Genomic DNA, 7,305 nt, shown 5'->3' with positions numbered 1-7,305 from the left:
CCTTGCGATGGCTTGCGCGCCGGGCGGCGTCGTGCGGCGGGAGCGGTGTTGCGCCGGGAGGTGTCAGGAACCAAGGTCTGCTGGCCGGCCAGCTCGGCCTGCTGATCGCGCAGCACGTCGATGGCGCGCTCGAAGTCCTCGAGACCCTCGAACGCCTGATAAACGGATGCGAACCGCAAGTAGGCCACCACGTCCAGGCGGCGCAGCGGGGTCAGGATGGCAAGCCCCACGTCGTGGGCGTCAATCTCGGCCGAGCCCGAGGCCCGCACCGATTCCTCGACCTCCTGGGCGAGCATGGCCAGGTCGTCCTCGCTCACCGGGCGACCTGGCACGCCTTGCGCACGCCGTTGACGATGTTCTGACGGTCGAACGGTTCGGTAACGCCGGAGCGTTTGATCACCGAGATTGAGGTGGTTTCCAGCGTGGAGAACCGGCGCCCGCACTCCGTGCACTGACGGCGCCGTCGAATGGCGGTGCCGTCATCGGTGGTGCGGGAATCGACCACCTTGGAGTCGTTGTGTCGGCAGAACGGGCAGTGCACGGATCAGCCTTCCCGGCCGGATGCTTCGGAGCGGATGGTCACAGCGCGACCGTGGGCCGGCAGGTCCTCGCTCGTCGCGAGAGCCACGATGTCGTCCTCGAGCTCCGCCAACGCGTTCTGGCTGTACTCGATGACCTGCACGGCCTTCATGAACGACGCCGCGTGGAGACCAGAGTTGAAGACCGCCGTGCCACCGGTCGGCAGCACGTGATTGGATCCGGCCGCGTAGTCACCCAGCGGGACGGGGCTGTAGGAGCCGATGAAGATGGCCCCGGCATTGCGTACTCGGCCAGCTACTTCGCGGGCGTTCTCGGTGTGGATTTCGAGGTGTTCGGCGGCGTAGGCATCGGCGACCTCGATGGAGCGTTCCAGGTTGTCGGTGAGCACCACACCGGACTGCGGGCCGCGCAAGGCGATGCCAATGCGTTCCTGGTGCTTGGCCTCGGCCACCTGCGTGGCCAATTCGGCTTCGACGGCTTCAGCGAACTCGGAAGAATCGGTGATCAGCACCGACCCCGCATCCGGATCGTGTTCGGCCTGGGAAATCAGGTCCGCAGCCACAAAACGGGCATCGGCGCTGTCATCGGCAATGATCGCGATCTCGGTGGTACCCGCCTCAGCGTCCACTCCCACGATGGAGCGCAGCTGACGCTTGGCCATCGCCACAAAGATGTTGCCCGGACCGGTCACGGTGTTCACGGGTTCCAGCTCGTCCTCGCCATCGATCAGTCCGTAGGCCATGGCGGCCAGGGACTGGGCACCTCCGATGGCCCAGACTTCGTCCACCTCGAGCAGACCGGCCGCGGCCAGAATAACGGGGTGCGGAAGTCCACCGAAATCCTTCTGCGGCGGGGTGCACAGGACCACGGACTCCACCCCCGCGGCCTGAGCGGGCACCACGTTCATGATCACGGAGGACGGGTACACGGCCAGTCCACCGGGAATGTAGAGGCCCGCGCGCTTGACCGGGGTCCACCGGTGGTTCAGGACCGCACCAGGAGCGATCTCCACCTCGACGTCTGCCGGGCGCTGGGCCTTGGCGAAGCGACGCGTACGGTCGATAGCGGTTTCCAGGCCCTTGCGCACGGCAGGGTCCAGCTCGGCCACGGCCTTCTGAATCTCTGCCGGATCAACCTTGATGCGGCCCTGATCGACGCCGTCGAACTTCTGGGCGTACTCGCGGATCGCGGCCGCGCCGTTGGTCTGAACGTTCTCGATGATCGAACGCACGCTGGCCTCAGCCTCCGCGACGGACGACGCCGTCTGGCGGGGTACCGCATGACGCAGCTCGTTCCAGCTCAGGTGCTTTCCACGCAGGTCGATGACCCGCAGGAAGCCGGAGGGAGTTGTTGCGGTTGCGGAATCCAGGGTTTGTTCAGTCACCCTTCCATTCTACAAGCGAGGGGTGCCGCAACCGGTCATCACGAGGCCCGCGCAGCCGATGCTTAAGGCACTCACAGCGCCGGGCGTCCCGCCCCGGACGGTTCACCCCGGTCACGCTTCCAAACAGGCAGGACCCAACAACACCTTGAGGTCACCGAACAGAGCCGGTGTGGGGTTGACGCGGTACTCGGGACCCAGGCGCAACACCTGCAGGGAACGGTGGGTGTCCAAGTGGATCCGCACCTCGGATTCGCCGCGGTGATTGCGCAGCACCTCTCCGATCTGGCGAATAGTGGCTTCCGTGGCGCGGTGCTCGGGCAACGCCACGCACACCGGACCGGCGGAACCGTCCACGCTGAGTTCGGGAACCGTGAGTTCCTGGGCCGAGATGGAAATCGAACCGTCATCCCGGCGCTGCATGCGGCCCTTGATCACGCAGATCAGGTCCTCCGCGAGCACCCCGGCAATCGGGGCGTAGGCCTTGCCGAAGAACATGATCTCGATGGAACCGGAACGATCCTCGAGCTCGATTCGCGCGTACGCGTTACCAGAAGTCTTGGCGATGCGTCGCGAGAGGGACGTGATCATGCCGCCCACGGTGACAATGGCGCCGTCGGGCCGGTTGTTGTCATCGGACAAGAGCGGCTGGATGGCTGTGTCCGTGTACTGGCTCAGGCGTCGTCGAGCCCGCGCAACGGGTGGTCGGAAACGTAGAGGCCCAGCATTTCGCGTTCGAAAGCGAGCATGTCCTTGCGCTCCCACTCGGGAACGTCCGGCACCTCGACCGAGAAGGTCTCTGCCTCGGGATCTTCCGAACCGCCCATCGCGAAGAGATCGAACGTGAACTCGCCGTTGTCCTCCTTCTTCTTCTGGGCGACCACGTCTTCGACCGCTTGCTCGTGGCACATGACCAGACCGCGGCGGGTGTGACCGAGTTGATCGAAGGCACCGGCCTTGATCATGGATTCGATGGTGCGCTTATTGCAGACCACCGCGGGAACTTTGGCCAGGAAGTCGTTGAAGGAGGTGAACTTCTCCTTCTCGTTACGGGCCTTGACCATCGCCTGCACCACGTTGGCGCCCACGTTGCGCACGGCTCCCATGCCGAAGCGGATGTCCTTGCCGACAGGCGTGAAGTTCAGTTCGGACTCGTTGACGTCCGGCGGGAGCACCGTGATGCCCATGTGGCGGCACTCGGTCAGGTAGAGGGCCAGCTTGTCCTTGTCATCGCCCACCGAGGTGAGCAGCGCGGCCATGTATTCGGCCGGGTAGTGCGCCTTGAGGTACGCGGTCCAGTAGGACACCAATCCGTAGGCGGCGGAGTGCGCCTTGTTGAACGCGTAGTCCGAGAACGGGAGCAGGATGTCCCACAGTGACTTGATGGCGGCCTCCGAGTAGCCGCGGTCGATCATGCCCTGGTGGAAGCCTTTGTACTGCTTGTCCAGCTCCGCTTTCTTCTTCTTACCCATGGCGCGGCGCAGAATATCTGCTTGGCCCAGCGAGTAGCCGGCCACCTTCTGCGCGATCGCCATCACCTGCTCCTGATACACGATCAGGCCGTAGGTGGTGTCCAGGATCTCCGAGAGCGGTTCTTCCAGCTCCGGATGGATGGGCGTGATCTCCTGCGCGCCGTTCTTACGCAGCGCATAGTTGGTGTGCGAGTTCGCACCCATGGGACCCGGACGGTACAGGGCGATGGTCGCGGAGATGTCTTCGAAATTGTCCGGGCGCATGAGCTTGAGCAGCTGGCGCATGGGCCCGCCGTCCAGCTGGAACACGCCCAGCGTCTCACCGCGTGCCAGCAGGTCGTAGGACTCTTTATCGTCCACGTCCAGCTGTTCCAGATCGAGCACGTAACCGTCACGGTTGAGGGTGATGTTCTCGATCGCGTCCGAGATGATGGTCAGGTTTCGCAGCCCCAGGAAGTCCATCTTGATCAGCCCCAGGCCCTCACACGTGGGGTAATCGAACTGGGTGATCACCTGGCCGTCCTGCTCACGGCGCATGAGCGGGATGATGTCGATCAGCGGATCCGAGGACATGATCACACCCGCCGCGTGCACGCCCCACTGACGCTTGAGTCCTTCCAGACCCTGCGCGGTTTCGAAGACCTTCATGGATTCCGGGTCATCGGACAGCGTGTCGCGAAGCTCGCCGGCCTCGTCGTAGCGCTTGGCGTCCTGGTCGTAGACGTCCTTGAGCGAGATGCCCTTGCCCATGACGTCCGGCGGCATGGCCTTGGTGAGCTTCTCGCCCATGGAGAACGGGTAGCCGAGCACGCGGATGAGTCCTTGAGTGCCTGCTTGGCCTTGATGGTGCCGTACGTGACGATCATGGCCACGCGCTCGTCGCCGTATTTCTCGGTCACGTAGTGGATGACCTCGGAACGACGCCGATCATCGAAGTCCACATCGAAGTCAGGCATGGACACGCGGTCCGGGTTGAGGAAGCGCTCGAAGATCAGTCCGTGCTGGAGCGGGTTGAGCTCGGTGATGCGCATGGCGTAAGCGACCATGGAACCGGCACCGGAACCACGGCCGGGTCCCACGCGGATGCCATTGTCCTTGGCCCAGTTGATGAAGTCGGCCACGACCAGGAAGTACCCCGGGAAGCCCATCTGAATGATGATGCCCTTTTCGTACTCCGCCTGCTCACGGACGTCATCAGGAATGCCGCTCGGGAACCGGTAGTGCAGTCCCTTCTCGACTTCCTCGACGAACCAGGATTCTTCAGTCTCACCCTCGGGAACGGGGAACCGTGGCATGTAGTTGGCGGAGGTGTCGAACTCCACGTTGCAGCGCTCGGCGATTTCCAGGGTGTTGTCGCAGGCCTCCGGGAAATCGCGGAACAGCTCCCGCATCTGCTCCGGGGACTTGAGGTAGAACTCGTCCGCGTCGAACTTGAAGCGCTTGGGGTCCTGCAGTGTGGATCCGGACTGCACACACAACAGCGCCGCGTGAGACTTGGCGTCCTCAGCGTGGGTGTAGTGCAGGTCGTTGGTGGCCACGAGCGGCAAGTTGAGTTCCTTGGCGAGCTTCAACAGGTCCGCCGTGACGCGCTTCTCGATGCCCAGACCGTGGTCCATGAGCTCGCAGTAGAAATTCTCGGCGCCGAAAATATCGCGGTATTCCGCCGCCGCCTGCACCGCCTGGTCGTACTGACCCAACCGCAGGCGGGTCTGCACCTCGCCTGAAGGACAACCGGTGGTCGCAATGAGCCCCTGGCCGTATTGATTCAGCAGCTCCCGGTCCATACGCGGCTTGTAGAGCTGGCCTTCCAACGATGCCTTGGTGGAGGCGCGAAAGAGATTCTGCATGCCCTGGCTCGTCTCGGCCAGCAGCGTCATGTGCGTGTACGCACCACCACCGGAGACGTCATCACGGCCACCGTCCGCGAACTTCACGCGCGAGCGGTCCTGCCGGGCGGTGCCCGGGGTCAGATAGCCTCCACGCCGATGATCGGTTTGATCCCTGCGCTGCGGGCGCGGTTCCAGAAATCGAACGCGCCGAACACGAACCCGTGGTCTGTGGTCGCGAGAGAATCCATGCCTTGCCGGTGGCATTCCTCGAACAGATCGTCCAGGCGTGCAGCACCGTCGAGCATTGAATACTCGGTGTGTACGTGGAGGTGGGTGAAGCCTTTTTTGCCGGTCGCCGTGGTCACCGAACCAGTCTAGGACGGGTCACCGACAAGCTCACGTTCCGGCGGACGCGATCTATGCCTCATCCCCGCACAGATTGCCGACGACGCCGCTCCGCCGCCCGGTTGCACCCGGTCACGGGCCGTTGTTGCCACGGTTCCGGAGCGGTCAGAGTTGCGGTCCGCCGTCCCGGAGCGTTTCCACGGCGTACGCGAGGTCCGCCGGATAGGCGCTCTCGTACTCGACGTACTCCCCCGTCTCCGGGTGCGTGAAACCGAGCTTCTTGGCGTGCAGCCACTGTCGAGTCAGGCCGAGACCTGCCGACAGCGCCGGATCGGCCCCGTAGGTCAGGTCTCCAGCACACGCGTGTTTGAGCGCCGAGAAATGCACACGGATCTGGTGCGTGCGCCCGGTTTCCAGGTGCACTTCCACCAGCGAAGCCCGCCCGAACGCCTCGAGCACTTCGTAGTGGGTGATGGAATCGCGGCCGTCCTCGAGCACGGCGAAACGCCATTCGTGCCCCGGATGGCGGCCAATGGGTGCATCGATGGTCCCCTTGAGGGGATCGGGAATCCCTTGCACCACCGTGTGGTACACCTTGGTCACCGTGCGTTCCTTGAAGGCGCGTTTGAGCACCGTGTAGGCGTTCTCGTCACGTGCAACCACCATGAGCCCGGACGTTCCCACGTCCAGACGATGCACGATGCCTTGCCGTTCCGGCGCCCCCGAAGTGGAGATCGAGACGCCCGCTCCGGCCAAAGCTCCGACCACGGTCGGTCCCTTCCACCCCGGTGACGGGTGAGCGGCCACACCGGCGGGCTTATCGACCACCACGTAGCTCGGTGTCACGTGAACCAGCTGCAGGTCCGCGACGTGCTGCGGCGCGATCCTCGTGGGATCCTCCGGAACCGGAACCTCAACCGCGTAGGTCTCCGAGGTTTCCACGCGGTGGGACTTGGCCACCGGGCGGCCCTTGAACAGCACCCGGTCATCCGCGCACAACTGGGCCGCCGCGGAACGTGACAGACCCGTCCAGGCCGCCACGGCGGCGTCGGCGCGGGCGCGTCGAGCTCGTCGGACACGGTGAACCGTTCCGAGACGAATTCGGGTTCGGAGCCCGTGGGTCGGGTGCGGGATTCATTCATTCTTGGGTGCGGGTCCTTCGGTTTCGAGTTCGGCCGGCTCAGGTGTTTCGGCGCCGACGCCGCGATGTCCAGCGGGTTGAGTCATGTCGCGGTCCCCGAGGATCAAGATCATGATCACCCCAATGCCCACCACCACGCCGCAATCGGCCAGGTTGAAGATCGCGAAGTTCGGGACCGCAATGAAATCGACCACGTGCCCCTGACCGAAACTCGGCTCGCGGAACAAGCGGTCGGTGAGATTACCCGCGGCGCCGCCGAGCACCAGCCCCAGGCCCACGGCCCAGAACGGGTGCCGGACCTTGCGCAGAGTGAGGACGATGAACACCACCACCACGGCCATCACGACCGTGAAGATCCAGGTGAAATCCGACCCCAGAGAGAATGCGGCGCCACTGTTACGGATGTGCTGCCACCACAGCTGCCCCGGAATCACCGGGAATTGCTGTCCGAGCGGCAGTTCGGCCACAACCCACAACTTGGTGAACTGGTCCGCGCCGTAGATCAGCGCGGCCACGATCAAGGACAGAATGAGGCAGCGGCGGCCCCGACCCGAAGGTGTGGGAGCCGCCGCTGTCTCGCGAGCTTGATGCGACACC

The 7,305-nt window shown here is 64.3% G+C and carries 3 protein-coding genes and 2 pseudogenes; all 5 read right to left on the bottom strand.

Annotated elements, in window-relative coordinates:
• Nucleotides 1-541 (bottom strand): annotated as a pseudogene (nrdR, locus tag YO9_RS0100855) (transcriptional regulator NrdR); the annotation flags it as partial.
• A 3-nt stretch (nt 542-544) separates the two neighbouring features.
• Nucleotides 545-1,924 (bottom strand): histidinol dehydrogenase, encoded by a 1,380-nt coding sequence (hisD, locus tag YO9_RS0100850; protein ID WP_016995780.1) that lies wholly within the window; start codon nt 1,922-1,924, stop codon nt 545-547.
• Between the two features lie 111 nt (nt 1,925-2,035).
• Nucleotides 2,036-5,527, bottom strand: a pseudogene (dnaE, locus tag YO9_RS0100845) (DNA polymerase III subunit alpha).
• A gap of 205 nt (nt 5,528-5,732) precedes the next feature.
• Nucleotides 5,733-6,608, bottom strand: coding sequence for an RluA family pseudouridine synthase (locus YO9_RS0100840; RefSeq protein WP_016995779.1), 876 nt, complete (start codon nt 6,606-6,608; stop codon nt 5,733-5,735).
• Between the two features lie 93 nt (nt 6,609-6,701).
• On the bottom strand, nt 6,702-7,304 hold the full coding sequence (gene lspA / locus YO9_RS0100835) for a signal peptidase II (RefSeq protein WP_223285911.1): 603 nt from the start codon (nt 7,302-7,304) through the stop codon (nt 6,702-6,704).
• Nucleotide 7,305 lies beyond the last annotated feature (1 nt).

Source organism: Kocuria atrinae C3-8 (genome assembly GCF_000286355.1).
Lineage (GTDB): Bacteria > Actinomycetota > Actinomycetes > Actinomycetales > Micrococcaceae > Kocuria > Kocuria atrinae_A.
The sequence above is the reverse complement of the archived record's forward strand: the minus strand, read 5'-3'. Positions and strand labels throughout refer to the sequence as shown.